Consider the following 25,545-nt stretch of genomic DNA (forward strand, 5'->3'; position numbering starts at 1 on the left):
AAGCGCGGTTCGGGTGTCAGATGTCGGTGAGGATGGAGTGAAGAATCCGCACCGTTGTCGATGGGGTCTCGGCTCGAATCGCCAAACGCTCGAACGTGTGACGGTAATAATCGATGTCGATGCGCTTGTCGGGGTACAAGGCGCCGTGCGGCTGCTCGAGATACACCAGATCGGGCAACTCGGCCTCGGTGAACCGCAGAATGGCGATGGGCGCTCCGGCGGGCGCGCGACCGTCGGAGACGGGCTCGGTGTCCTGGTCGGAACCGATCACCTGCAGCGTGACGTGCGGCCGGGCGCACAGCTCGATGAGGTGCCGGATCTGGTCGCGCATCACGTCGGGTCCGCCGATCAACGTCCGTAGCGCCGCCTCCTCGACCAGGGCCCAGAGCCTGCGAGGACGAGGCCCGTTCAGGATCCGCTGGCGGAGCATCCGCAGTCGGACACGGCGTTCGATGTCCGCGGGCGGTGTGGCGCGATGTTCCAGGAGCACGGCACCGCGGGCGTAGTCGGGTGTCTGCAGCAGGCCGGGGATGAACTGCGGCTCATAGGTCTGGATGAGCTCGGCGGCCGGCTCCATGCTCAGATAGATCTCCAGCCAGTCGGGCACGATGTCGCGGTGGTCGTGCCACCAGGTGAGCGCCTTGGCCTGCTTCACCAGGGTGAGCATTCCGGCCCACCGGGTATCGCCGCCGACGTGACCGGCCGATCGAGCGGTCGGCGCCGCCGGTGGCCCGGTGTCGCCTCGCTCCAGCGCCCTCCGGCTCTCGGCCGCGGAGGCGTCGACGGCCGCCACGTCGGCGGCCGTACGGTCGACCCGCGCCCGCTGCTCACCGCTCGCATCGGGGGCGGCTTGGAGAGCGGCGTCCGCCGTGTCGTATCTGGTCTCCCAACTCTCCAGAGTGCCGATCACGGCATCGGGGTCCCGCCCGGACTGAGCGGCCACCACCCGGAGCACGATGATGAAGGAGGCGACCCACTGCCACTTGGGCAGGCCCTGGCGAAGGCCGTTCAAGATGTTGGACGTGGTCGAGTCCGACAGCACCAGAACGCGTAGTCCCGACTGCTTCTGCACCGGCTGAGTGAGCTTCGCCGACAACTGTTCCAGCGTCTGCAGGCTGGGGCGCCCCGCGCGCCGTCGGGCCTCGTTCAGAGCGGCGATGAAGTCGCGCACCGCCGCCGGGCGGTCATCTTCGGGCCGGTCCATGGGCGGTTCCCTTGTGATCGACGGTCCTCGGCGGGCCATCCTGCCGGCGCCCGATCCGCCAAGGTGGATAATACTCCACATTCCGTGCGCGTACTTTACCGCACAGGCCCTCCGGTGCGCCCGGGCATATCGCATCATTTCAGAAATATCGTGACGATGTGCGCGGCCCAATTGAACGATCTCGTTCCCGGAACATCCGGAGGCATCCGGCTTCATCTCGGGGCCATCCCCGGTGGGAGGGCACGTCCAAGGATGGCATCGACCCGTTGTTCATGAAAGGACACGATCATGCTGCTGGATGCGGCGCCGCCGCTCCCTCGGTCCATGCGCGCGGTCGGCCACCTGAGCCGCGACGACGACACCTGGTCGGCCACCGACACGGTCATGGTGGCCTTGTCGCTGTTCACCGTGTGGGCCGCCCGTACCGGCCGTACCCTCCGCGATGTCCCCGTCGGCGACCTCACCGCCCACGAACTCGAGGAGTTCTGGATCGACGACCGGTTCGAGGGCGATCACACCGCCCCGACGGGTGGCCCCTCGTGACCTCAACGCCGCCCCCATGCACACGACCCCGGCCGCACCTACCCCCAACCGCGCATTCGTAAGACCATGGCCTAAGAGAAGACGTGGTCTCCCTGGCCCCCACGCATGGGCGCGGTCGGGAATGGCCGTACAGGTGGGCGAACAAAGACGCGGCGAGCCGGCGGTCATTGCCGGATCTCCCTCACGCGGGAATCACCGGGACGGCGGCCCGATCGGGTCGGTGCGGGGAAGATGGGCGGCGAGAACGTCGAAATGGCGTTGGCGCGACCATTCGCGGTGGTTGCCGATGACGTAGAGGCGGCGTCGGGCGCGGCTGGCGGCGACGTTGACGAGGTTGGGCTTCTGGGCGGCCCAGCTCTTGGCTCCGGGTTTGGCGGGGTCACCGCCCAAGACGAAGACGACGACGTCGGCCTCCTTGCCCTGGGCGGTGTGGATGGTGCCGCCGCGCAGGCCGCCGAAGCCGGGTTCGCGGCGGAACCGTTCGATCTGCGCCGCCACATCGCGGAACGGGGAGATGACGAAGATCTGGTCGGGGGCGATGCCGCAGGCGTCGCGCAGGCCGGTCAGGACGCGGCGCAGTTCGGCGCCCTCGGCGGGGATCCAGTGGCCCCGGGACTCGGTGGAGACGACGTCGATCCACTTGCTGGCGGGCGGCGACGACGGCGGAGCAGGTGTGATGTCCGGGAACGGCCCGGTCCTGCCGGTGACCCCGTAGACCATGAGGCCGTCATAGGCCACGCGGTTGGAGATGCCGAACATCGGCTCGTCACAGCGGCGATGCACCCGCAGCGGCGCGCCGACCCACACCTGCCCGTCCTCCTCGGGGAGATAGGTCCCGTACCGGTTGGTCTGGTCGGCCAGACGCTGGACCGACGTGCGCCCGGGCAGCCATGCCGGACGGACCCCGAAGTGGCGGCGCAGCGCCTGCTGCGCGGTGAAGGGCAGGGTGACGACCGGTTCGAGTTGCAGCGGATCGCCGACGATGACGGCCCGCCGGGCCCGCCACAGGGCCCCCACGGCCATCTGCGGGGCGGCCTGGCCGGCCTCGTCGATGAAGAGCCAGCCCAGGTCTTCTCGACCGAGATGGGAGAACACCCGGTCGAACGAGGCGAACGTGGTGGACACCAACGGTACGACGAAGAACAGGCTCTGCCAGGCCGCCCGGACGGCCTGGACCGGCGCGTCCGACGGCGCGGCGCCCTGCAGGATCTCCATGGCGGCGCGGAGGTTCTTGGTCATCGTGTCGGCCTGCGCGGCCAAGAACGCCTGGTGCAGACGGAGCGCGTCCAGGAAGAGCCTGCTGCGGGCCTCGTTCCACTCGGCGTCGGTCCACGGGGCTGTCTTCTCGCGCGACTCCTCGTCGGCCCAGTGCCTTCCGTCGAGGAACGCGTCCCCCCACCGGGAGCGCGCCGTTTCGAGCCGGGCCCGCACGGTGGTGACCCGGTCGGACAGTTCACGGGCGCGGCGTTCCAGTTGGGCGACGTTGCGGTCGGAGGAGGACGCCGCCCGCCCTTGGGCGTCCAGCGTCTGGTGGGCATGGTCCAACCGCTGCTGCGCCTGTGTCACGGCGTCGGCCAACTGCTCGTCTCGGCGGTACCAGGCGCGCGTGACCCGGCCCAGGGTGAAGACGGTGTCGATCAGCCCGGGTTTGGTGCCGGCGTGCGCCGTGCGTTCCTCCTGGGTGCGCCGCAGGAGCCGTTCGGCGGAACGAGCGCCGTCCTCCGCGGCGGCCACCCGCCGCCGGATCGCGGCGTGCCGACCGCGGGCCGTGGACGACGCGCGGGTCGCCTCGGCGTGATCGCGTTCGGCGCGGGACAGCTCGGCGGGCAGGCCGTACGCCTCATCACGCTCGCCGCGTAGTCGCTCGACCTCCCGCCGGGTCGCTCGGAAGGCCGCGACCGCCTCGCTCCAGCCGAGGGGTCCGCCGCCGGTCCGGTACTCCTTGAGGATGTCCATCAGCCCCGGCTCGCCGGAGTCGCGATCGCTGAACCAGAACGAGCCGACGAACTCCTGCCGGTTCTTCTTGTTGCCCAGTCGCGCGGCGATCGTGCCCCACCCCTGGAGCGGCCTGCCCTCCCTGCGGAGCACCCTGTCGGCAACGGCGGCGAAGTAGTCGGCGGGCATGTGCACGGCGTCGCGCTGGGGAAGCTCCAGGGAGACGTTCTCCACCGCGCCGTTGTTGGCGGAGGCGACCACCACCTCGAAGCCGGTCAGCCGCGGCTGCCAGGATCGGACCGACCGCCAGTGGTTCCCGGTCCGCCAACCGGCCTGACCGGCGAACGCCGCGGCCGGCGAGGGCAGCTCCGCCAGCCGGGAGGCCCGCTCCACCACGATCGCGGCGAGCAGATCGCGCAGCATCGTGGTCTTGCCCGTGCCCGGTGGCCCGTTCACCGCCAGCAGACCGGCGCCGTCCATCAGCTCGGCCATCGCCGTGCTGACGGCGAACTGCTGACTCAGCGCGAGCGCCCACCGCGGATCGGTCGGCCATCGTCCGGCCGGCACCGACCCGGGCGCCACCCGTTCGTGAACGGTGTCCGGCGCCCGCCGGACGTCCACACGCGCCGCCGGATCGGGGTCCTCACCGCCGCGGAGATAGGTGTCCAGCGCCCGTCCGTAGTCCCCCTCGGCGACCCGGCGCCCGACGCGCCCCAGGTCCGCGACGAAGAAGCTGTTGAGGAAGCCGGAGCCGTCCGCGTCGTACCGGGACCTCAAGGGCACCGGCACGCTGGCGATCCGCAGCCCGGCGGGGGCCAGGACCGACCCCACGCCGAACCTCTCGGCCACCGACTCGGTGAACTCGACGAGCTCGGCGTGACCGATCTGCAGGCCCAGCCTGAATCCCCGTTCCAGTACCTCGGCCGGGGTGTCGTCCTCGTCCTGGACGTCGGTCAGCGCCGCGAGTTCGCTCGCGCACTCCTCGGTCGCCGCGTCGAATCCGTTCAGCCAGGCGCCGTCGGCCGGCCCCGGCGTCACGGTGCGCCCCACCGCCCACGCGCACCCCGACAACTCCTGCGAGCCCAGCAGCGGCTGCCCCTCCGCGGTGACCGTCAACGCCAGCAGCGCGCTCTCCCCGAGCGGCCGTCCGTCCAGGTCCTCGGGGGCCCGGCCGAACGCCCGTTCCAGGACCTCCCGCACACGCTCCAGCGAGAAGACCCCGCCGTAGACCGTGTGCCGCCAGGTCATGCCCTTGCCCAACCGCAGGGACGCGAACTCATGCCCGTCCTGCCACGGCAGGGGCTCACCCGGCACGACCGCGCCGACCCGTGACCGGCGGTCCACCTTCGGAACCGACTGTGGGCTGAACATCTCGACTGCTCGCCAGAACTCGAGCACCCTGGCTCTTTCTCCACCCACCCGACGCACGCCGCTCCCACGAAAGTCCGATCGCTGCCCGAGTGACGGCCCCGGCCCGCCAGCCGCGCCAAGCATAAACAACGCATCCCACGACACGGAGGTTTTCTGCTCACTTCAACCGACCGTGGACCACGATGTGGGCATGTCGAAAAGAGGAGTCGATACCTCCGTAATGGCATGGCTGTCGTCTGGAAATTCCTCACGGCACCTTTGCGGCGGTGGGGGAGGGGAGGCGGCGCGTCGCAGATCTGGATGGTGAAGCCGGCCATGGCCGTCCTACGGAGAGGACGTCGATCGCCGATTCATCGGGCCGTGGCACCGGGGGCGTGCTGTGGGCGCGGCCGAAGGGGGAGGGTGCGGCGGGCGGGACGCCAAGTGGCGACGAGGGCGGCGGCGAGCAGGAGTTCGGCGATGTCGCCGCCGTAGTACATGATCTCCGCGGCGCCGCGGACCTGGGCGATGGGCGCGTGTACGTCGATGAGGAACCCGCCGTACATCAGTTGGGCGATGACGGCGTGCAAGGCGATGGCCGCGCCGAGGACGAGCAGCCGCGCTTTGACGCCGGGTCGTGATGGTGCGGGGTCGGGTCCGGCGATGACCCAGGCGAACAGGCATCCCGAGAGCACGAAGTGCGCGTGCATCAGCCAGTGCAGGGCCGGTCGGGTGGTCGTGGCGTCGTACAGCGGGGTGAAGTAGAGCACGGCCAGGCCCCCGGTGCCGAGCGCCAGCGCGGTGATCGGGTGAGCCGGCACCCCCATCGGCCTGCTGCTCAGGAGGCCGGTCAGCTTCCGGGCCTGCGGGGCCGAGAGTGCGCGCAGGAGCACGGTGATCGGGGCGCCCAGGACCAGCGCCAGCGGCGCGTACATTCCCAGCAGCATGTGCTGGAGCATGTGACCGCGGAAGTCCTCGTGCGCGAACGGCGCGATCGGCGGCAGCAGCGCCGCCGCCGTCAGGGCGCATCCGGCCAGGAACATCGCCGTGCGCCACCGGTCCCCGGGGCGGGCCGTCCGACCGGTTCCGCGGTGTCTCAGCACCAGGTAGGCGACCGCGAGAACGACCACGCCGGTCACCGCCAGCACGGTGGCCCATCCCGCACCGTTGTGCGCGGGCATCGGGTGATCGCGCATCAGGCGCTCCGTGGCCGGGCGGCGCCATCGGACTCGGGTTCGAACGGGGTCCCGGTGCGCTGCACCAGCCATCCGACGGCCATGAGCACCGCGCCCAGCAGGAGGAAGCCGATGTCCCACCAGGTCTGGTGCGGGCCGCCGTGCACGTGGTGGATACCGAGAACCTGGTGGTCGATGACGCCTTCGACGAGGTTGAACAGCCCCCAGCCGACCAGGACCCATCCCCACAGCACCCGGGAGGTCCACACCCGGCGGCGCCGGTGGGTCACCCGCGAGGACAAGACGGCCAGCCCGATCAGCACCGCCAGCCAGCACACCACGTGGAACAGGCCGTCCCATACCGTGTTCATCTCCAGCCCGGAGACGGTGCGCGGGTTGTAGTACTTCACCCCGATCCGGTCGGTGTCGGTGCCGGTGAGCATGTGATGCCACTGCAGGAGCTGGTGCAGCAGGATCCCGTCGACGAAGCCGCCGAGGCCGACCCCCAGCATGATCCCCGGCAACCGCAGACCGGCGGGCCCGGCGTTGACGCCGATCCGGTCGGTGGCGGCGGCCATGGTCTTTCCCTCTCGGACGCACGTACGGCAGAGCCGAGATCAGGCTCCGCCACAGGGCCCGCTACCCGGCACCGAACCCGGGTAATCGCTCGGGTGGGCGAGCGGGCTGCGGACGGGACATGACAGTGGGCGAGACACTTCCGCCGAAATCCCGGGCGGACTCGGATGCGTCGGATTGCAGCGCAGGCGCAGTCGTGCTCCGTCCGGGCCCGTACAACGTCTCCCACGGTGAGAAGGCTCTGGTCTGCTCGGGATTCACCGGGTCGGGCGTCCAGGCCGATGTCGAGGTCCGGCAGCGGGCCCAGGATGTCGTGGTGCCCGGGCGCATTCATCCTCGATCGATCAACGGCGTCCGGCCGTTGGACCATGGTTTCCTGAGGTTTGTACTTGAGCGAGAGGCGGGGGAGCGGATGTCCGAATTCGACGACATGGTGGCGGCCGAGCGCCGCAGGCTGGACGAGCGGAAGGACGCGAACCATGTCCGCCAGGCCCAGTGGCGGTCGACGATCGAGCGGATCCAGGAACTGCTCGCCGTGACCGTGCGTGCCCTCCAGACGCAGGACATCGCGCCGCTGCCGGTACTGGTGCGAACCAAGAGGAGCTTCGGCCGCAGCGACAGAGTGGTCATCGTCGATCATCGGTGGAGGCTCACCCATGTGTTCGAGCTCAACGAACGCTGCCAAGTGTTCTCTCCCACCACCCAACTCCCCGGGATCTTGTCGGGTGGGAGCAAGGCGTCACGAGAGGCGGACCGCCTCGAACGGCGCAGGGTGACACGGCGCGCCGGCCTAGACCCGGACCAACGCGTCCTGTGGCCCGGCGGAACGCTCATCGAACTCGATCCCTCCAAGGCCACCGGCGACTCCATTCACTTTTTCCACATGGCGGGCGACGGTGTGCCCAGACTGCAATTCTCGGATGAGACACCGGAACCGCTGGACGCTTACCTGGCCCACGCCGTGGCGAACGCGGCGAACTACCACCGTTAGCCCCCGGAAGGACCGGCACGACGCCCGTCACCTCGGCGCCACCGCTGAAATCGGGTCTTCATGAGCCGGCCGGCGCAGGGCCCCCAGGTCGTGCAGGCTCCGGGTCCAGAGGCCGCGTAGTCCGGTGGTGAGCCGGTCGAGGATGAGCATCCGGCACATCAGGACCCGGCCGCTACGGGGGCGCCGACCTGCTACAGCCCGGCGAGGAAGCGATGAAGGCGTGAAGTGGCGACTAAGGGGCCCGGGTGTCCCTGTAGAGGCCGCTGAACTGTCGGAGTGCGAGAGGACGGAGTCGGATCCACCGACGAAACGCTCACCACGATCGAAAGGCCTGATCGTCAGGGTGACGATCAGGCCTCTGACCTGCAACTACCGGTCGGGATGGCGGGATTTGAACCCACGACCCCTTGACCCCCAGTCAAGTGCGCTGCCAAACTGCGCTACATCCCGGTGCCCGCCTCAGCAGGCGTGACCACCTTAGCGCAGTCGGGGGCCTGGTGCGTACCGGGTTTCGGGGCGGTGGGTGGCCGGGCCGATCGCGGGGCTGGTAGGCATGGCGGATGTTCGCGTTGACGTCCCGGGTGCTGGTGGCCGTGACCGTGGCCGTCGTCGGGGTGGGCGGGTGCGCCGCCGGGGGCGGTGGGTCGGAGGCGGGGCCGGGTCGCGGGGGCGGGCCTGCCGCGTCGGTGTCGCCCGAGGCCTCGAAGGCGGCGGTGCGGCGGCCGCGGATCCCTCGCGGGGTGCGGGCGGGGTACATGGTCTTCGATCGGAAGATCGGGAAGGTGACCGCGCACCATGACGCGCACGGGACGGTGCGGTCGGCGTCGGTGGTGAAGATCCTGATCGCGGTGGACCACCTGGAGGCGCGGGGCGCCGGGCGGGGGGTCTCGGCGGGGGATCGGGCGTTGCTGCGGGGGATGCTGCGGTCCAGTGACGACCGGGCGGCCACGGTGCTGTGGGCGCGGGGCGGGCGTGGGGCGATCGTGCGGCGAATGGCGGCGCGGATGAGGTTGGTCGACACCGCTCCGCCGCCGGCCACGCATCCCGGGTTCTGGGGATATACGGCGATCAGCGCGTACGACGTCGTCCGGATGTATCGGTATCTGCTGGAGAGGGCGGATCCGGGGATCCGGCGGTTCGTGCTGGGGGAGTTGCACAGGGCGACCCGGTGCGGGAAGGACGGGTTCGACCAGTACTTCGGCATCCCCCGGGCGTTGCCGAGGCCGTGGGCGATCAAGCAGGGGTGGTCCGGGTTCGGGACCGTTCCGGCCGATCCCTGTAAGGGAGGGCGCGCCGCGGGTCTGCGGTTGCGGCCCGCGTCGGCGCCCGACCTGGGGCTGGGGCGTCCCGTGCTGCACACGACGGGGACGGTGGGGGAGGGCGATCGCCGGATCGTGGTGGTGCTGACGCTCCAGCCGGCGGGCGGCTCGTTCAAGAGCGCGGCGTCCCGGCTGACCTCGCTCACCGCGCAGGTCCACCGCGCGGGCGGCGGCTGAGCCGGCTCCGCCGCGCCTGCGGGACGGGTCCGCCCGGCGGGTTCGTCGCCATGCCCGCCGGCACCGGTGGCGTGGCCGCGGCGAGCATTTCCTGATCGCTATCGCTCGCAACAAACCCTCTGGCGGTGCTGATCCGGATGTCGGTGTTCATGATCGCCGCCACCCTGGCGGCGGTCGCCGGGATGGTGGACGCCTCCCGCCTCAACTCCGTCAGCCCGGACGCCGGCGCCGGAAACGCGCTCCTGTACGCGGTGGGCGCCGCCGTCATCGGCGGCAAGGGCCGGGCCCGTGACGCGGTGCCGGCGGACCGGTCGTCTCGGTGATCGCCAACGGTCTGGGCCTGATGGGCGCCCAGGCGAACCTCAACATGTTGATCACCGGCGGGGTGCTGCTGTTCGCCGCGAGCATCGACGCCCTGGCCCGTCGCCGACGCGCGGTGACGGGGCCGTTGAGGCCCCCGCGCCGGGCCCTTTGCGGCGAGGGCCCGGCTGGTAGGCTCGCGGCGCGCGACCGCCTCACCCTCCGCGTGGGGCGCCCAGGTGGGAGCCCTCCGACATGTCCGTGACACCGGTTCTCGACCTGCGCGGTGTCGACGAGAGCCTCGGCCCCGTCCAGGTCCTGCACGACGTCGCCCTGTCGGCCTACGCGGGCGAGGTCACCGCGCTGGTGGGCGATAACGGGGCCGGCAGGTCCACGCCGGTCAAGTGCCTGGGCGGGATCCTGCCGAGGGACTCCGGCCACCACCTGTTCGAGGGCCGCCCGGTGCGGGTGGGCAGCCCCCGCGAGGCCGCCGCCCTCGGCATCGAGATCGTTCACCAGGACGTGGGGCTGCGCGAGAACCTCGACGTCGTCCAAGACATGGTCCCGGGCCGCGAGCGGCGCGGCGGGCCGGTGCTGGACGAGGCGGAGATGCAGGAGCCGGCCGCCCGGGCCCTCACCGGGCCCTCGGTGCGGACCATCACGTCGGTGCGGCAGCCGGTGGGCGACCTGTGGGGCGGGCAGCGGCAGAGCGTGGCGATCGCCCGGGCCATGCTGTGGGGCGGCAAGGTCGTGGTGCTGGGCGAGCCGACCGCCGCGCTGGGCGTCGCCCAGACCCGGCGGGTGCCGGAGGTGGTGCGGCGGCCGGCCGACAAGGGCCGCGCGGTGGTGCTGATCTCGCACGACATGAACGACGTGTTCGCCGACCGGATCTGCGCGCCGTTCCTGGGCCGTGCCGTCGCCCGGGTCCGCGCCTCGGACGTGACGCACGCCCAGGTGGTGGAGCCGATCACCTCCGGGCGCGGGGGCGCGGAGCCGCGGGGCGACGGCGTCCGCCGGGTCAACGGGTCCGGGCCGGGATGATGCGCGCCGCACCGTCGCAGGAAGAGGTCCGCCGGGACAACCTGGGCACCCTGCTGCGCCACATCCACCTGAGGGGACCGGCCTCGCGGGCCGCCCTCGCCGAGGGCATGGGGCTGAACCGCAGCACGATCATGGCCCTGACCGGCGACCTCACCGCGGCCGGCGTCGTGCGCGAGGAGCTGCCGCGCGGCACCGGTCGCCCCTCGCTGATGGTGTCCCCCGAGTCGACCCGGGTGTACGTGCTGGCGTTCGACATCGGGGTCGACCGGCTGGTGGCGGCCCGGGTCGGGCTGGGCGGGGTGATCCTGGACCGGCGTGAGGCGGAACGGCCCCGGGACTCGTTCGACCCGGACGCGTTGGTCGGCGCGCTGGCCGGGTTCACCCGGCAGTTGGTCCGCAAGGCGGGCCGGGACGCGGTCTGCGTGGGGGCCGGGGCGGCGTTCTCCGGAACGGTCCGCAGGGCCGACGGGACGATCCGGTACGGGCCCGACCTCGGCGCGAAGGACGTGTCCCTGGGCGACGCGCTGTCCCGGCGGCTGGCCCTCGGGCTGACCGTGGCGATCGGCAACGACGCCAACCTGGGCGCGCTGGCCGAGCATCAGCGCGGCGTCGGCGTCGGCTGTCCGGACCTGATCTACCTTCACGGCGACGTCGGGGTCGGCGGCGGGATCATCGTCGGCGGCCGGTTGCTGGAGGGCGCCGACGGGTACGGCGGCGAGGTCGGGCACATGGTGGTCAACCCGTCCGGGCGGCGCTGCGGCTGCGGCTCGCTGGGCTGTCTGGAGGCCGAGGTCGGCGAGCACGCCCTGCTGGAGCGGGCCGGGCGCGGCGGCGCCGGCCGGGTGGGCCGCGACGCGGTGCGCGCCGTGGTGGACGCCGCCGACCGGGGCGACGCCGCCGCGCGGGACGCGCTGCACCGGACGGGGGAGTGGCTGGGACTGGGGGTGGCCAATCTGGTCAACATCTTCAACCCCGGCATGGTGATCTTCGGGGGCACCCTGCGCGACATCTACCCGGCCTCCGCCGCCCAGGTGCGGAGCAGGCTGGCGACCTCGACGCCGGCGGCCCCTCGGGAGCGGGTGCGGCTGCGCACCGCCGAACTGGGCGACGACACCACGCTCGTCGGCGCGGCGGAGCTGGCCTTCGGCGAGGTCCTGGCCGACCCGCTGCAGGTGCTGGCCCGGCTGCGCACCGCGGTGCCGGACCCGAGCGGGACGACGGCCTGAGCACAAGGGAGACGATCATGAGGAACAGGACGGTCGCGGGCGCCCCGGTGGGCGCCGTCGGTCTGGGCTGCATGGGGATGAGCTGGGCGTACAGCGAGTCCGAACGGGACGACGACGGCTCGGTGGCGCTGGTCCGCGAGGCCGTGGACCTGGGTGTCACGTTCCTGGACACCGCCGACGTCTACGGCGCCGGGCACAACGAGGAACTGGTCGGCCGGGCCCTCCGGGGGATCCGCGACCGGGTCGTTCTGGCCACCAAGGTGGGGCTGATCGCCGACCCCGCCACCCGGCAGATGACCCAGGACGCCGCACCCGCGCACGTCCGCGAGGGTGTCGAGGCCAGTCTCCGCAGACTCGGCGTGGACGTCATCGACCTGTACTACCTGCACCGCGTCGACCCGAAGGTGCCGCTGGCCGAGACCTGGGGCGCGATGGCCGCGCTGGTCGACGAGGGCAAGGTCCGCCGCCTCGGGCTGTCGGAGGTCACGGTGGCGCAGGCGGAGGAGGCCCACGCGATCCAGCCGGTCTCGGCGATCCAGTCGGAGCTGTCCCTGTGGACCCGCGACCCGCTGGGCGTGCCGGGCGGCGGCGCCGGCGGCCTGCCCGGCCGGGCAGGCGGCGAGGGGCCGGGCGACGTGGTGGGCTGGTGCGCCGCGCACGACGCCGCGTTCGTGCCGTTCTCCCCGCTCGGACGGGGCTTCCTCACCGGGACGGTCACGTCCGCCGACTTCGAGAGCACCGACTTCCGGGGCGGCAACCCCCGCTTCCAGGAAGAGGCCCTCAAACAGAATCTCCGGATCGTGGACGTGGTCCGCAGGGTCGCGGACCGGCGCGACGCCACCGCCGCCCAGGTCGCCATCGCGTGGGTGCTGGCCCAGGGCGAGCACGTGATCCCCATCCCCGGCACCAAGAAGTCCCGGTACCTGCGCGAAAACGCGGGCGCGGCGGACCTGGACCTGACCGCCGAGGACCTGGCGGAGCTGAACGCGGTGCCCGCCCCCGTCGGGGGCCGTTACTGACCGGAGGGCAGCAGCCCTTCGACGACCTCGGCGGCGGGCCGGTCGGCGGCCGACCGGAAGCCCTCGCCGGCCCACAGCGCCATCGCGTCGGGGTCGCCGTGCTCGGCGGCGGCGCGCCGCAGCGGCGTCGTCATGTTGTGGACCTGCGGGTACGCCGCCGGGGCGTACGGGCCGTGCTCGACGATGAACCGGTTGACCAGCCCGCGGGCCGGACGGCCGCTGAAGGCGCGGGTCATCGTCGTGGCGGTGAACCGGGGGTCGGCGAGCGCCGCCTTGTGCACCGGATGCGCCCCGCTCTCGGGCGTCCGCAGGAACGCCGTCCCGAGCTGCGCGGCGACCGCGCCGGCCGCGAGCACGTCGGCCACGTCCTCGCGGGAGGCCAGACCCCCGGCGGCGATCAGCGGAAGGTCGGTGACCTCCCGCACGGCGGCGAGCAGTCGCCGGACCCCGTGGGCGGGCGGGTCGGCGTTCGCGAACGAACCCCGATGCCCGCCCGCCTCCGAGCCCTGCAGGCACAGGGCGTCGGCGGCCGGCACCGCCCGCGCCTCCTCGGGCGTCGTCACCGTCACGACGACCAGCGAGCCCCGCTCCCGGAACGCCTCGACCACCTCGCGGTCGGGACGGCCGAAGGTGAAGCTCACCACGGGCACCGGATCGGCCAGCAGGTCGGCGACCTTGGCGTCCCAGTCGTCGTCTCCGCCGGACGGCTCGCCCAGGTCGGCCCCGAGCCGTCCGGCCTCCGGGACGAGTCGTTCCCGGTACTCCTCGATCGCCGCCGGATCGACCCCGGCCCCGGGACCGGGCGGCACGAACAGGTTGACGCCGAACTCCGCCGTCCGCCGACGCGTCCGCTCGATCTCCGCGCGCAGCCCGGCGGCGCTCTTGTAGCCCCCGGCGAGGAAGCCGAGACCGCCCGCCCCGGCCACCGCCGCGACGAGGGCCGGTCCCGAGCCCCCGCCGGCCATCGGCGCCTGGACGATCGGATGCCGCATCAGATCCCGCAGACCGCTCACGGGCCGAGCCTAACCGGGCATCTGCTCCGCCAATCGGGCCACCTGGCCGAGCAGGCCCAACTGGGAGGCGATGGTGGCCAGATCGAAGTAGACCCGTTCGCAGACCATCCGGTCGCCCTCGAACTCGAACACCGCCGCCATCCGGCAGGTGAACTCCCGTCCGGTCGGCTCGAAGCCCAGGTAGGCGCCCCGGTGGGTGCCGCGCAGGTCGAACTCGACGATCACCGCGTCCTCGGCGTGCCGCAGCACCACGTTCTCGTTGCGCTGGTCGGGGAAGGCCGACCGGGTGCTGCGGTAGTACTCCATCACCTCCTCCGGCCCGTCGAAGACCTGACCCGTGGCGATCAGCTCATAGCGGGGATGGTCGAACGTGTGCAGCGCCCGGTCGAACTCCAGGTCGTTCTCCGCGTCGAGATGCTCGCGGACGACGGCCTCTCGCCGCGCGCGCAGGTCGTGCGGGGCGGACGGCCCCGCGGGTGTGGTCTGCATGAGATCCCCTCCTTCTTCCTCTGTAACGCGCCAGTCGGTGAAAGGGTGACGGATCTTCCGCGGGCGCGGTAAATCGGTCCCGAAGACACCGTGCCGCCACCGGGAATGCGGCGCCGGCCGGGCGCGTTGCAGACACCCGGCCGGAAAATCGATCGCCTCCCGGCCGTAGGGTGACTACGGTCGTGCGGGGTCGTCCCCGCCGTCCGTTCGTCTGGGGAACGACCCCAGGCCCCCGACGAGCCGTGAAGGAACGCGTGTGAGATCGCCGCTGGCGGAACTGCGGCAGCGACTGCCCGAGCTGATGCTCCGCGACCAGCACCGCCTGCGCCGCCGCATCGACGCGGCGCGCGGTCTGCGCGACCGGGACCGGCTCGCCGAGGTCGTCGCGCGGCTCGCCGCGGACGTCGACCGGGCGCAGGCGCGGGTGGCGAGCCGCCGGGCGGCGGTGCCGACGGTGTCGTACCCCGCCGAGCTGCCGGTCAGCCAGAGGAAGGACGACATCGCCGCCGCGATCCGCGACCACCAGGTCGTGATCGTCGCGGGCGAGACCGGCTCCGGCAAGACGACCCAGATCCCCAAGATCTGCCTCGAGCTGGGCCGCGGGGTGCTCGGCACCATCGGGCACACCCAGCCGCGCCGGCTGGCCGCCCGCACCGTGGCCGACCGCATCGCCGAGGAGATCGGCACCCCGCTCGGCGAGACCGTCGGCTTCAAGGTGCGCTTCACCGACACCTCGGGCGACGACACGCTGGTCAAGCTGATGACCGACGGCATCCTGCTGGCCGAGGTCCAGACCGACCGGCTGCTGCGCCAGTACGACACGCTGATCATCGACGAGGCGCACGAGCGCAGCCTGAACATCGATTTCCTGCTCGGCTACCTCAAGGAGATCCTGCCCCGCCGGCCCGACCTCAAGGTGATCATCACCTCGGCGACCATCGACCCGGAGCGGTTCTCCCGGCACTTCGACGACGCCCCCATCGTGGAGGTCTCCGGCCGCACGTACCCGGTGGAGGTGCGCTATCGGCCGATCGTCGACCCCGAGGACCCGGACGCCGACCCCGACCGCGACCAGGTGCAGGCCATCATGGACGCGGTCGACGAGCTGGCGCTGGAGGCACGCGGCGACGTCCTGGTGTTCCTGTCCGGCGAGCGGGAGATCCGCGACACCGCCGACGCTCTGACCAAGCGCGGTCTGCGCGACACCGAGATCTTGCCCCTGTACGCGCGGTTGTCGGCCGCCGAGCAGCACCGGGTGTTCCAGCGGCACCGGGGCCGCCGCATCGTGCTGGCCACCAACGTCGCGGAGACCTCGCTGACGGTGCCGGGCATCAAGTACGTCATCGACCCGGGCACCGCGCGGATCTCCCGCTACAGCCATCGCCTCAAGGTGCAGCGGCTGCCGATCGAGGCGATCTCGCAGGCGTCCGCCAACCAGCGCAAGGGCCGCTGCGGCCGGGTGTCGGAGGGCATCTGCATCCGGCTGTACTCCGAGGAGGACTTCCTGTCCCGCCCGGAGTTCACCGACCCGGAGATCCTGCGCACCAACCTGGCCTCGGTCATCCTGCAGATGACCAGTCTCGGGCTGGGCGACATCGCCGCGTTCCCGTTCGTGGAGCCGCCGGACCGCCGCAACATCAAGGACGGTGTCGACCTGCTGCACGAGCTGGGCGCGTTCGATCCGGCGGAGAAGGACCCGCGCAAGCGGATGACCCCGTTGGGCCGCAAGCTCGCCCAGCTCCCGGTGGACCCGCGGTTGGCCCGGATGGTGCTGGAGGCCGACGACCACGGCTGCGTCCGCGAGGTGCTCGTCATCGCCTCCGCCCTGTCGATCCAGGACCCGCGCGAGCGGCCCGCCGACAAGCAGCAGGCCGCCGACGAGAGGCACCGCAGGTTCGCCGACCCGACCTCCGACTTCCTCGCCTACCTCAACCTGTGGAACCACCTGCGCGACAAGCAGAAGGAGCTGTCGGGCGGCCAGTTCCGCCGGATGTGCAAGAGCGAGTTCCTGCACTACCTGCGGGTCCGCGAATGGCAGGACCTGCACGGGCAGCTCAAGCAGGTCGCCCGGGGCCTGGGCGTCACCGTCAACACCGCCGACGCGCCCCCCGAGAACGTCCATCGGGCGCTGCTGGCCGGGCTGCTGTCGCACGTCGGGCTGATGGACCCGGAGAAGCGCGAGTACCTGGGGGCCCGCGGCGCGCGGTTCGCGCTCTTCCCCGGGTCGGGCCTGTTCAAGAAGCCGCCGCGCTGGGTGATGTCGGCCGAGTTGGTCGAGACGTCCCGGCTCTGGGCGCGCGTCAACGCCAGGATCGAGCCGGAGTGGATCGAGCCGCTCGCCCAGCACCTGGTCAAACGTACCTACAGTGAGCCCCACTGGTCCAAGAAGCAGGGCGCGGCGATGGCGTACGAGCGGGTCACGCTCTACGGCGTGCCGATCGTGACCCAGCGGCGCGTCCAGTACGGGCGCATCGATCCCGAACTGGCCCGGGAGCTGTTCATCCGGCACGCCCTCGTCGGCGGCGAGTGGGAGACCCACCACCGGTTCTTCCACCAGAACCGGGCGCTGCTGGAGGAGGTCGAGGACCTGGAGCACCGCGCCCGGCGGCGCGACATTCTCGTCGACGACGAGACCCTGTTCGACTTCTACGACGAACGGCTGCCCGCCGACGCGATCTCGGTCCGGCACTTCGACGTCTGGTGGAAGCAGGCCCGCCGGGACACCCCCGACCTGCTGAACTTCGAGCGCCGGATGCTGATCAACGCCGGAGCCGACGAGGTGCGCGAGGACGACTATCCGGACGCCTGGCGGCAGGGGCCGCTGAAACTGGCGCTGACCTATCGGTTCGAGCCGGGCGCCGACGCCGCGGGCACCGACGGCGTGACCGTGCACGTCCCGTTGCAGGTCCTCAACCAGGTGGGCCCGGACGGCTTCGACTGGCAGGTGCCCGGGTTGCGGACCGAGCTGGTCACCGAGCTGATCCGGTCGCTGCCCAAGCAACTGCGCGTCAACTTCGTTCCCGCCCCCGACGTGGCCCGCCGCGTGCTGCAGCGGGTGTCGCCGCGCGGCGAGCCGCTGTTGGACGCCCTGGAACGCGAGCTGCGCGCCATGACCGGCGTCACCGTGGCCCGGGAGAGCTGGGACCCCTCGCGCCTTCCCGGCCATCTGAAGATGACCTTCCGCGTCGTGGACGACCGCGACCGCACGGTCGCCGAGGGCAAGGACCTCGACGAGCTCAAGCGCAGGCTCAAGGGCGAGATGCGGGGCACGCTGTCCACGGTCGCGCAGAAGGACGGCGTCGAGCGCGCCGGGCTGCGCACCTGGGACGTGGGGACGCTCCCGCAGACGTTCCAGCGCAGCCGGGCGGGCTACGAGGTCAAGGCGTACCCGGCGCTGACCGACGAGGGCGACACGGTCGCCGTCCGCATGTACGAGACCCCGGCGGAGCAGCGGCACGCCATGTGGCGGGGCACTCGGCGGCTGGTGCTGCTGAACGCGCCGTCGCCGGTCAAGTTCCTGCAGGGGCGGCTGACCAACCAGGGCAAGCTCGCCCTGAGCCACAGTCCGCACGGCTCCGTCGCGGCGCTGTTCGACGACTGCGTCACCGCCGCCGCCGACAAGCTGATCGCCGAGGCCGGCGGTCCCGCGTGGGACGAGGAGGGCTTCACCAAGCTGTACGACCACGTGCGCTCCGACCTGGCCGACACGGCCGCCGCCGTGGTGACCCACGTCGAGCGGATCCTGAAGACCTCCCACGACCTCGACCGGAGGCTGCGCGGCACCGGCAGCCTCACGCTGGTCCCGTCCCTGACCGATCTGCGCGCCCAGCTCGACGACCTCGTCTCGCCCGGCTTCGTCACGGCGACCGGCTGGCGGCGCCTGCCCGACCTGCTGCGCTACCTGCGGGCCATGGAGGCCCGTCTGGACAAGCTGCCGGAGAACCCCAACCGGGACCGGCTGCTGATGCAGCAGGTGGAGCGGATGCGGCAGGAGTACCTGGCGCTGCTGCACCGGCTGCCGCCCGCCCGGCGCGACGAGGACGCGGTGCGCCAGGTCCGCTGGATGATCGAGGAGTTGCGGGTCAGCCTGTTCGCGCAGCGTCTGGGCACCCGCTACCCGGTGTCCGACAAGCGGATCCTCAAGGCCATCGCGCAGATCACCGCCTGACGGTCAGGCCGCCACGTCGCGGCGGCGGAAACCGTGGTACCCCGCCGCCGCCGCAGCCACCGTCACGGCCGCCAGCCAGACCATCGGGGCGGCGGTCATCGCCGCGCCCGGCAGCTTGGGCACGTGGGTGAACGGCGACAGGTCCATCGCCCACTGGTCCAGCCCCAGCAGCGGACCGAGCTGGCCCAGCAGCAGGAAGGCCGCCACGGCCGCCCAGACACCCGCCGTCGCGCGGGGGGCCAGGCCGAACAGCGCCAGCGCGATGCCCGCCGGCACCCAGGCGGCCGGGATCTGCACCAGCGCCGCCGAGAGCGTGTCGGCCAGCCGCCCGTCGAGGTCCCCGGCGGTGGCGCCGTACGTCAGGCCGGTCGTCACGCCGGCCACCGCCATCAGCAGCGCGGTGCCCGCCAGGGCGATCAGCGCGTGCCCGGCGCTCCATCGCAGCCGGCCCACCGAGCACGCCAGCAGTGGCTCGGCGCGCTGCCCGGTCTCCTCGCCGCGCAGTCGCAGCACGGCCTGGACCGCGTAGATCGACGCCACGATCGCCATCAGCCCGAACGCCGTGGACACGAACGCCTCGGTGAGGTCGGACGCCCCGCCCAGCTTCGTGATGGTCTCCCGGGTGCCCTCGCTGTCGCCCACGATGTCGCCGACACCCTCGATCACCCCGCCGATGATCAGCCCGTACGCCGCGAACCCGGCGGTCCAGGCCGCCAGCGAGCCGCGCTGCAGCCGCCAGGCCAGCGCCAGCGGCGTGCGCAGGGACGGGGCGGCCTCGGCCGGGCCCGACCTCGGGGGCAGGAGCCCGGCGCCCAGGTCCCGCCGCTCCACCAGGGAGTACGCCAGGCCCGCGAGCAGCACCGCTCCCGCCACCGGCAGCGCCAACACCCACCAGCGCTCGTCGGAGTACGGGCGCAGGTGCTGGAACCAGCCGATCGGCGACAGCCACGACAACCAGGCGGGGCCCTCGTCGCCGCCCGCGTCGCCGGCGGCGCGGAGCAGGAACGCGGCGCCGAGGACGCCGATCGCGATCCCCCTGGCCGTCCGGGCGTTCTCGGTCACCTGGGCCGCGACCGCCGCGACCGCGGTGAAGAAGGCGCCGACCGCCATCCAGCCCAGCCCGTAGGCGAGCGCGCCGCCCACGCCCTTCCCGAGCATGGTGAGGGTGACGAGGGAGGCGACCGCGAGGTCGGCGACGAGCGCGATCGCGATGCCCACGGTGAGGGGCGCGTGCCGGCCGACCACCCCGGCGCCGATCAGCTCCAGCCGGCCGTCCTCCTCCTCGGCTCGGGTGTGCCGGATCACCAGCAGGATGCTCATGATGCCGATCATCACCGCCCCGACCGCGCCGAGCCGCCAGGCGGTCAGCGCGCCGATCGAGTCGCCGAAGGCGGGCCCGTAGAAGGTCAGCAGCGAGGCGTTGCCGTCGATGGTGCCGACGAAGTCCCGACGCTCGGACGCCGTCGGGTACAGACCCTCGTAACTGGCGGCCGTGGAGGCCACCAGCAGGGTCAACAGGATCGCCCACACCGGGATCACGATCCGGTCCCGGCGCAGTGCCAGCCGCAGCAGCGTGCGGGCCCCCGTGGTGGCGGTCATCGTGCCGCCACCTCGGCCCTCGCCTCGGCGTCCCGATCGCCGGTGTAGTGCCGCAGGAACAGCTCCTCCAGCGTGGGCGGCCGGCTGACCAGGCTCACCACGCCGATGTCGACCAGATGCCGCAGCACGCCGTCGAGGCGGGCGCTGTCCACCTCGAACCGCACCTTGGCCCCGTCGGCCTCCAGATCGTGCACACCGGGCAGGGCGGCCAGCCCGTCCGGCGGCCGGGACAGCTCGACGTGGATGGAGGTGCGGGTGAGGTGGCGCAGGTCGGCCAATGTCCCGGACTCCACCGCACGGCCCTTGCGGATGATGGTGACCCGGTCGCAGAGCGCCTCGACCTCGCTGAGGATGTGGCTGGAGAGCAGCACCGTTCGGCCGCGCCGCCGCTCGTCCTCGACGCACCGCTGGAAGACCTCCTCCATCAGCGGGTCGAGGCCGGAGGTGGGCTCGTCCAGGATGAGCAGCTCCACGTCGGAGGCGAACGCCGCGACCAGCGCCACCTTCTGCCGGTTGCCCTTGGAGTAGGCGCGGCCCTTCTTGCGCGGATCCAGCTCGAACCGCTCCAGGAGGTCGGCGCGACGCTGCCGGTTCAGCCCGCCGCGCAGTCGCCCGAGGAGGTCGATCACCTCGCCCCCGGACAGGTTCGGCCACAGCGTGACGTCGCCGGGAACGTACGCGAGCCGCCGGTGCAGCGTCGCCGCGTCCCGCCAGGGATCGCCGCCGAGCAGCTCGGCGGAGCCCGCGTCCGCCCGCAGCAGCCCCAGCAGCACTCGGATCGTGGTGGACTTGCCGGCGCCGTTGGGGCCGAGGAAGCCGTGCACCTCTCCGGGGACGACGGTCAGGTCGAGCCCGTCGAGCGCGCGTGCCCGGCCGAAGGTCTTCACCAGCCCGGACACCGAGATCGCTGTATTCATGTTTCAGAAGCTACACTAGTTTCACAAAATCATGAAGTCTCAATAGTGGCTAAACTCTGATGACCCCAGTGAGGAGCTGATCGAGAGTGAACGAGACGCCGATCGCCGAGCGCGACGACCGGCGCGACGACGCGGTGCTGGGCTTCGTGGAACGGTTCGCGGGCCAGCTCGCCGACGCCGGGTGGCCGCGCATGCCCGCCCGGGTCTTCGTGGCGCTGCTGGCCAGCGACCCCGGGCGGATGACCGCCGCCGAGCTGGCCGAGGTGCTCCTGGTCAGCCCCGCCGCCATCTCCGGCGCGGTCCGCTACCTGGGCCGGCTGAACCTGGTCACCCGCGAACGCGACCCCGGGTCGCGACGCGACCTCTACCGGGTCCGGATGGACGTCTGGCAGAGCGTCATGGCCGAACGCGACAAGGTGCTGAACCAGTGGGTGGTCTCCCTGCGCGAGGGCGAGAAGATCGTCGGGTCCGGCGGCCCCGCGGCCGAACGACTCGCCGAGTCGGCGGCGTTCTTCGAGTTCATGCAGGCCGAGCTCGACGCCATGCTGCAACGCTGGCGCGAGCACCGCGAACAGCGCCACCGGGGCGCCTGAGGCTACGACCGGGGGGCCGTGGTGAAGCAGCAGTCACCGCACAGGCCCCCTCCGGAGACCCGGTAGTACAGGCAGCAGCTCCGGCGTCGGAATCCGAGCCCCGGCCCGACCGCCGTGCCGGACCCGCGCAGCCCGCCCGTGCCCAGCAGCGCCCCGGCCAGCTCGCCGCAGCGGCCGGCCACGGCGGGCCGTGCCGTCGCCAACACCCGCAGCGCGCCGACCAGCGCGGACGCGGCGTTGCCCCACAGCAGCCCGTCGGCGATCCGCGCCTCGCGGTGCACGGCGGCGTTGACACCCTCGAGCTGCTCCTCGACCACCGAGCGGTAGACCGCCTCGGCGGCCTCCGCCGGGCCGTCCACGCGGAGCCCCCGCACCTCCGCCAGCCACAGCGGCACCGCGCCCGGAGCGCCCGCCCGATGCCGCAGCGGGGCCAGGCTCGGCACCACCCCGTGGACGAGCGCCGAACCGAGGACCGGTGACCACAGGCGCGCGGCGAGCCCCAGATGCGCGGTGGACGCGGCGACCCGCGCCTCGGCGGCGCCCATCCGGGCGGCCGTCACCTCGATGAGCGCGGCGACCCCGTCCGGGAACGAGCGCCACAGCGGGTCGACCTCCTCCGCCGGATCGGTCGACACCGCGAAGAACGGGCCGATCCCGGCCACGTCGGCGAGCGCGTCCGCCACGGACGCCGGAGGGGCCTGTTTCACAGCCGGGAGTATAGGACCGGATGCGCGCCGTGGCGGGGACCGGTTCTTGTTGTGACACGTGGGGTGGAAGTTGCCAGATCCACGTCTGAGACAGTGCCGACACATCCGTCAAATGCGTAAGGTGCCCCTATGTCGAACAGCGAAGAGTCCGGCGTCGACGGTGCGGAGCTGGTCGCGCACGGGGACGACGCCGGCCCTCAGGGGGACGCTGACACGGTCGTGGCCCGGGTGGGGGACCCGGTCACCGTCTGGCCGTGCGCCAACTGCGGCCGGCCGGTGCCACAACCCGTCGGGGGCGTCCGCACGATCCGGTACTGCCAGGACAACGACGGCGCCTGCGTGCGCGAGGCGCGCGGCCGGCGAGAGCGGGGCCGCGACGCCCCGGGTCTGACCGGTCAGGTGGCCTGGACGTGGGAGATGGTGGAGCGCCTGGAGAAGATGGCCGACGGCCTCGCCGAGTCGATGGCCTCCGAGCTGAGCGTCGCCGGGGTCGAGCGGCGCATCGCCGAGGTCCGCGCCGAGGCCGCCCGGGACCTGGCCGTCGCGCAGACCGAGCGGGACGCCTCGCAGCGGCAGGCCGAGGAGGCCCGCCACGAGGCCGCCTCCGCCCGCTCCCGGATGCAGACCGCCGAGGAGGAGGCCAGGCGCTCCCGGCAGGAGGCCAAGCTCGCCACCGCCAAGCGGGACGCCGCCCAGCAGGCGTGGGAGGAGATGCAGCAGCTCGCCCAGCAGGCGGTCGCCGCCAAGCAGGCGGCGGAGTCCGAACGCGACCGCGTCACCGCCCGTGAGGCCGAGCTGCTGTCGGCGCTGGAGTCCAGCCGGGCCGAGCTGGTCGGCCTGCACGCCAAGCTGGCCGAGACCGAGGCCGCCGCCGAGTCCCAGCGCGCCGAGACGCACGTCCTCCGCCAAGGCGCCGAGGACCTGCGCGTCGCCATGCGCGAGTCCGAGGCGCAGCGGCAGCAGGCCCTGCAGTCGGCCGCCAAGGCCGAGGAGGAGCGCGCCGCCGCCCGCCGCGCCCAGTCCGAGGCCGAGGCGGCGGAGGCCCGGGCCGCCGTGCGCTGCAAGGAGGCGCTGGGCGAACGCGACACCGCCCTCGTGCACACGCAGCAGGCGGTCGCCGAGCGCGACCAGGCCGCCGCGCGGCTGGCGGAGCAGGCCGGGCAGGCGCAGCAGCTCGCCCAGACCGTCGCCGAGCTCCAGGCCGCCCTGTCGGCGCTGGCGGCCGAACGCGACGCGGCCAGGGCCGAGGCCGATCGGGCCCGTCGCCAGATCGACCACCTCACCCAGAACACCCTCCGGCAGAGCCCCGGCCCGCAGCCCGCCCCCGTCCCGCCGCAGCAGGCCGGCACGGACCTCTACGAGGCCCCCGTGACGGGTTACAACGCGACGTCCGGCTCGTTCGCCCCGATGCCGCCGTCGTCGTACGAGCCGGGCCCGTACGACGCGGGTTCGTACGACGCGGGTTCCCCGGGCGGCGTGCGCGAGGAGGGGGCGGGACGGGACGACCCGCTGTTCGCCCGGCCCTGAGGGGCCGCCGGGCCGCACCCGGGCTCACGGTCCGTCGAGGTGCCCGGCCTGGTCCTGCCGCTCGGGGGCGGTGTACGGGGCGGCGAAGACGTCCAGCGTCCGGTCCAGGTGGTCGGTCCACCAGGCCACCAGCGCCGCGTCCGCCGCGAACGTCCCTTCGCCGAGGGTGTCGCGCTCCAGGTAGTGGCGGCGCAGCGGGCCCAGGTCGCACAGGTGCTCCCACCAGAGCCGGTGCACCGCCGAGCAGAGCTGGCCGGCGTCCAGGGGGAAGACGGCGGCGTGGCCGCGCACGAAGGACTCCACCCGGCCCAGGTCCAGGCCCCGGTCCTCGCCGTGCCCGGCGAACAGCGCCGCCGCCGCGCGCACCAGGTCGCCCGCGAACGGCGCCACCCGCAGCGCGCCCCAACCCAGCACCGCCGTGACCTGACGGGTCCGCCCGTACAGGAGGTTGCCGGCGTGGAAGGCGCCGTGCACGTAACCGACCGTGAACGCCTCCGCCTCGGGGGGCTGATGGTCGGCCAGCTCGCCGAGCAGCTCCCGCCGTTCGCGGAGCCGGCGCTCGGCGAGCGCGTCGAAATCGTCGCCGTCCTCCGGCAGCGCCGCCAGCAGCCGGTCGACGGCCGCCACCGTGTCGGCGGCCCGACTGGTGGGCACCAGCAGGGTCTGCTGCACGGGCGGCGTGAGCCGATCCAGCTCGGCGTGCAGCCGCCCCAGCAGCCCGCCGAGCTCGTGGCACTGGCCCAGGGACAGCTCCAGGCCCGCCCGGCGCGCGCCCTCGATCCACGGGTACAGCGCGTACGCGTGCCCGGCCGCCCGGACGACGGTGCGGCCGGTCCGGGCGGGGATCGCGGCCGGGACGGGCAGCCCCGCCGCGTCGAGCGCCGCCGTCACCGAGTGCTCGAACGGCACCCGCCGCCGGTCGGCGTCCCCGTATCGCTTCAGCAGCAGCGCGCCCGCCCCGGTCTCGACCCGCCAGGCGCGGTGCGGCCCGCCGCCCGGCAGCGCGACGACCTCCCGGGGATCGGCGCGCTCCCAGCGGCGCAGCAGCCGCGGTGGGGGCGGCTCGACGTCGGATTCCATGCCGGCATGGCTCCTCGAACTGGTGTTCAGCCGCCGACGCTACACGCGTCCCCCGCACCGGCGAAAGCCCGCCACGGCCCGCGCCACGGGCGTCGTGGGGAATCCGTCGCCGGCTCCGGGAACAGAGCGGCGGCGTTCGGCGCTGGTGACATGGCGCTCCCTTTAACGGACACGGAGGAATTCATGGGAAAGCTGACCGATGACGCCAAGGCCCTGCTGCGCCGCCCACTGCACGGCTGGGCCACCACGGTGCGCCCCGACGGGTCGCTGCACAGCACGGTGGTCTGGGTGGACGTCGACGGGGACGAGGTGATCGTCAACACCGCGGTGGGCCGCGCCAAGGACCGGCACCTCAAGAACGACCCCCGGCTCTCGGTGAGCGTCCTGGACCCCGACGACGACTACCACTACGTCAGCGTCTCGGGGACGGTCACGCTGGAGCTGGAGGGGGCCGACAAGATCATCGACCGGCTCGCCAAGAAGTACCTGGACGCCGACTCCTACCCGTTCCGCAAGGAGGGGGAGCAGCGCGTCACCGTGCGGCTCGCGCCGGAGCAGGTGGTCTACAGCGCCGGCGGCTCCTGACCGTCCGGACG

At 72.7% G+C, this 25,545-nt stretch carries 21 protein-coding genes and 1 tRNA gene; 11 read left to right on the forward strand and 11 right to left on the reverse strand.

Annotation, left to right across the window (positions count from 1 at the left end; genetic code table 11):
* Nucleotides 1-16 precede the first annotated feature (16 nt).
* Nucleotides 17-1,420, reverse strand: a complete 1,404-nt coding sequence (locus DFJ69_RS35040) for a DUF5753 domain-containing protein (RefSeq protein ID WP_211328794.1) — start codon at nt 1,418-1,420, stop codon at nt 17-19.
* 72 nt (nt 1,421-1,492) lie between these two features.
* Here DFJ69_RS35040 and DFJ69_RS27320 point away from each other — a divergent pair, with 72 nt between their 5' ends.
* Entirely contained in the window at nt 1,493-1,747 is a 255-nt protein-coding gene (locus tag DFJ69_RS27320; RefSeq protein ID WP_116025235.1) for a hypothetical protein, read from the forward strand.
* Between the two features lie 192 nt (nt 1,748-1,939).
* Here the strand turns inward: DFJ69_RS27320 and DFJ69_RS27325 are convergent, their stop codons facing one another.
* The 3 genes from DFJ69_RS27325 to DFJ69_RS27335 all read right to left on the reverse strand — a co-directional run bounded on the left by DFJ69_RS27325 (nt 1,940) and on the right by DFJ69_RS27335 (nt 6,785).
* Entirely contained in the window at nt 1,940-5,080 is a 3,141-nt protein-coding gene (locus DFJ69_RS27325; protein ID WP_211328796.1) for a DEAD/DEAH box helicase, read from the reverse strand.
* A 323-nt stretch (nt 5,081-5,403) separates the two neighbouring features.
* Nucleotides 5,404-6,228 carry a cytochrome c oxidase assembly protein gene (locus DFJ69_RS27330; RefSeq protein WP_116025236.1) on the reverse strand — a complete coding sequence of 275 codons (825 nt, stop codon included), beginning with the start codon at nt 6,226-6,228 and terminating at the stop codon, nt 5,404-5,406.
* Nucleotides 6,228-6,785: a DUF2243 domain-containing protein gene (locus DFJ69_RS27335; protein ID WP_116025237.1), complete on the reverse strand. Its 558-nt coding sequence runs from the start codon at nt 6,783-6,785 to the stop codon at nt 6,228-6,230. The genes DFJ69_RS27330 and DFJ69_RS27335 overlap by 1 nt, the downstream gene beginning before the upstream one ends.
* Before the next feature lie 119 nt (nt 6,786-6,904).
* Here DFJ69_RS27335 and DFJ69_RS27340 point away from each other — a divergent pair, with 119 nt between their 5' ends.
* Entirely contained in the window at nt 6,905-7,774 is an 870-nt protein-coding gene (locus DFJ69_RS27340) for a hypothetical protein (protein ID WP_147312429.1), read from the forward strand.
* Nucleotides 7,775-8,150: 376 nt separating this feature from the next.
* Here DFJ69_RS27340 and DFJ69_RS27345 read toward each other — a convergent pair.
* Nucleotides 8,151-8,224: transfer RNA gene (locus DFJ69_RS27345), tRNA-Pro, on the reverse strand.
* Between the two features lie 110 nt (nt 8,225-8,334).
* Between DFJ69_RS27345 and DFJ69_RS27350 the strand changes: the two genes are divergently transcribed.
* From DFJ69_RS27350 to DFJ69_RS27370, 5 genes are all read left to right on the forward strand, one after another.
* Nucleotides 8,335-9,270 carry a D-alanyl-D-alanine carboxypeptidase family protein gene (locus tag DFJ69_RS27350; protein ID WP_116025239.1) on the forward strand — a complete coding sequence of 312 codons (936 nt, stop codon included), beginning with the start codon at nt 8,335-8,337 and terminating at the stop codon, nt 9,268-9,270.
* A 125-nt stretch (nt 9,271-9,395) separates the two neighbouring features.
* Nucleotides 9,396-9,593: an ABC transporter permease subunit gene (locus DFJ69_RS35745; RefSeq protein ID WP_245974599.1), complete on the forward strand. Its 198-nt coding sequence runs from the start codon at nt 9,396-9,398 to the stop codon at nt 9,591-9,593.
* 232 nt (nt 9,594-9,825) lie between these two features.
* Nucleotides 9,826-10,611, forward strand: coding sequence for an ATP-binding cassette domain-containing protein (locus DFJ69_RS27360; RefSeq protein ID WP_116025240.1), 786 nt, complete (start codon nt 9,826-9,828; stop codon nt 10,609-10,611).
* On the forward strand, nt 10,611-11,837 hold the full coding sequence (locus tag DFJ69_RS27365) for an ROK family protein (protein ID WP_170177957.1): 1,227 nt from the start codon (nt 10,611-10,613) through the stop codon (nt 11,835-11,837). The genes DFJ69_RS27360 and DFJ69_RS27365 overlap by 1 nt, the downstream gene beginning before the upstream one ends.
* 17 nt (nt 11,838-11,854) lie before the next feature.
* The gene (locus tag DFJ69_RS27370; protein ID WP_116025242.1) at nt 11,855-12,856 is read left to right on the forward strand and encodes an aldo/keto reductase; all 1,002 of its coding nucleotides are present in this window, start codon (nt 11,855-11,857) and stop codon (nt 12,854-12,856) included.
* Here DFJ69_RS27370 and DFJ69_RS27375 read toward each other — a convergent pair.
* Complete coding sequence (locus DFJ69_RS27375) at nt 12,850-13,848, reverse strand: nitronate monooxygenase (RefSeq protein WP_116025243.1); 999 nt, start codon at nt 13,846-13,848, stop codon at nt 12,850-12,852. The two genes, DFJ69_RS27370 and DFJ69_RS27375, sit on opposite strands and share 7 nt — an antisense overlap.
* Before the next feature lie 30 nt (nt 13,849-13,878).
* On the reverse strand, nt 13,879-14,358 hold the full coding sequence (locus DFJ69_RS27380; protein ID WP_116025244.1) for an ester cyclase: 480 nt from the start codon (nt 14,356-14,358) through the stop codon (nt 13,879-13,881).
* A gap of 256 nt (nt 14,359-14,614) precedes the next feature.
* Here DFJ69_RS27380 and hrpA point away from each other — a divergent pair, with 256 nt between their 5' ends.
* Nucleotides 14,615-18,526 (forward strand): ATP-dependent RNA helicase HrpA, encoded by a 3,912-nt coding sequence (hrpA, locus tag DFJ69_RS27385; RefSeq protein ID WP_116025245.1) that lies wholly within the window; start codon nt 14,615-14,617, stop codon nt 18,524-18,526.
* 3 nt (nt 18,527-18,529) lie between these two features.
* Here hrpA and DFJ69_RS36255 read toward each other — a convergent pair whose 3' ends face one another.
* Nucleotides 18,530-20,125, reverse strand: a complete 1,596-nt coding sequence (locus DFJ69_RS36255; RefSeq protein ID WP_116025246.1) for an ABC transporter permease — start codon at nt 20,123-20,125, stop codon at nt 18,530-18,532.
* The gene (locus tag DFJ69_RS27395) at nt 20,122-21,042 is read right to left on the reverse strand and encodes an ABC transporter ATP-binding protein (protein ID WP_116025247.1); all 921 of its coding nucleotides are present in this window, start codon (nt 21,040-21,042) and stop codon (nt 20,122-20,124) included. Before DFJ69_RS27395 ends, DFJ69_RS36255 begins: the two co-directional genes overlap by 4 nt.
* An 86-nt stretch (nt 21,043-21,128) precedes the next feature.
* Between DFJ69_RS27395 and DFJ69_RS27400 the strand changes: the two genes are divergently transcribed.
* Nucleotides 21,129-21,635 (forward strand): GbsR/MarR family transcriptional regulator, encoded by a 507-nt coding sequence (locus DFJ69_RS27400; RefSeq protein ID WP_211328798.1) that lies wholly within the window; start codon nt 21,129-21,131, stop codon nt 21,633-21,635.
* A gap of 2 nt (nt 21,636-21,637) precedes the next feature.
* Here the strand turns inward: DFJ69_RS27400 and DFJ69_RS27405 are convergent, their stop codons facing one another.
* A complete protein-coding gene (locus DFJ69_RS27405; protein WP_211328800.1) occupies nt 21,638-22,342 on the reverse strand; it encodes a (2Fe-2S)-binding protein in 705 nt (234 codons plus the stop codon).
* Between the two features lie 129 nt (nt 22,343-22,471).
* Here DFJ69_RS27405 and DFJ69_RS27410 point away from each other — a divergent pair, with 129 nt between their 5' ends.
* The gene (locus tag DFJ69_RS27410; protein ID WP_211328802.1) at nt 22,472-23,869 is read left to right on the forward strand and encodes a coiled-coil domain-containing protein; all 1,398 of its coding nucleotides are present in this window, start codon (nt 22,472-22,474) and stop codon (nt 23,867-23,869) included.
* Nucleotides 23,870-23,893: 24 nt separating this feature from the next.
* Here the strand turns inward: DFJ69_RS27410 and DFJ69_RS27415 are convergent, their stop codons facing one another.
* The gene (locus DFJ69_RS27415) at nt 23,894-24,949 is read right to left on the reverse strand and encodes a phosphotransferase enzyme family protein (RefSeq protein WP_116025249.1); all 1,056 of its coding nucleotides are present in this window, start codon (nt 24,947-24,949) and stop codon (nt 23,894-23,896) included.
* A 183-nt stretch (nt 24,950-25,132) separates the two neighbouring features.
* Between DFJ69_RS27415 and DFJ69_RS27420 the strand changes: the two genes are divergently transcribed.
* On the forward strand, nt 25,133-25,534 hold the full coding sequence (locus DFJ69_RS27420) for a PPOX class F420-dependent oxidoreductase (protein ID WP_116025250.1): 402 nt from the start codon (nt 25,133-25,135) through the stop codon (nt 25,532-25,534).
* Nucleotides 25,535-25,545 lie beyond the last annotated feature (11 nt).

Origin of the sequence: Thermomonospora umbrina (assembly GCF_003386555.1) — a bacterium.
Classification (GTDB): Bacteria; Actinomycetota; Actinomycetes; order Streptosporangiales; family Streptosporangiaceae; genus Thermomonospora; species Thermomonospora umbrina.